Here is a 665-nt window from a genome sequence, read left to right on the forward strand (position 1 = left end):
TTATTAGGTAAAGGTAGAATACTATTAAAGTAAATATTACTTTCAGTTTGTAATAATTTGAAATATACTAGAAACATGATATTTTAATTTATTCTAATGCCGCTTGTATGCGAGCTTATTCCAGAATAACAAAGCTCTATGTGAGCCATGAAACCAGCAATAGGTTTATGGTTAGCATAGGGCTTTTTTTATTTTTTGACCATAAATAAGGAGATGAAACTATGAAAATTTGTGAGCTTGCCAAACAATGTGATGTTGTACACGAACTGGTTTTAAACATTAAAGAAAAGGAAAATTGGTCCACACTAGCTAATTCACCATTTTCTTTAAGATCATATTATGTGAATGAACATGGGAAAGCTGCAATAGACTTTCAGGAACTTATAAAAAGGCTTCGAATAATAACTGATCGCTTTGAAATAACTACCATGGGCGATTTAATAGAAAATGAATCGTATGTGGCAACCTGGGTGCAAGTAAAGGCTAGAATTTTAGAAGAAGATATCACTGTTAAACAATTAGGAGTATGTCACTTCCGAAAACCATACATCCATATTGAAAAGGTTGATGAAGCAATAAACGATGGTATTGTGAAATGTCTTCAGTTATTAGGGATTGGATCACATGTAGAATATGTAAAGGTAATTTTGCCAAATAGGGATCAA

Annotated in this window: 1 pseudogene; it reads left to right on the forward strand. The window is 32.0% G+C overall.

The annotated features are described in order from the left end of the window. Positions 1-221 precede the first annotated feature (221 nt). Positions 222-665, forward strand: a pseudogene (locus tag O0550_RS24035) (hypothetical protein); the annotation flags it as partial.

This window comes from Brevibacillus halotolerans, from assembly GCF_026891775.1.
GTDB lineage: Bacteria > Bacillota > Bacilli > Brevibacillales > Brevibacillaceae > Brevibacillus_B > Brevibacillus_B halotolerans.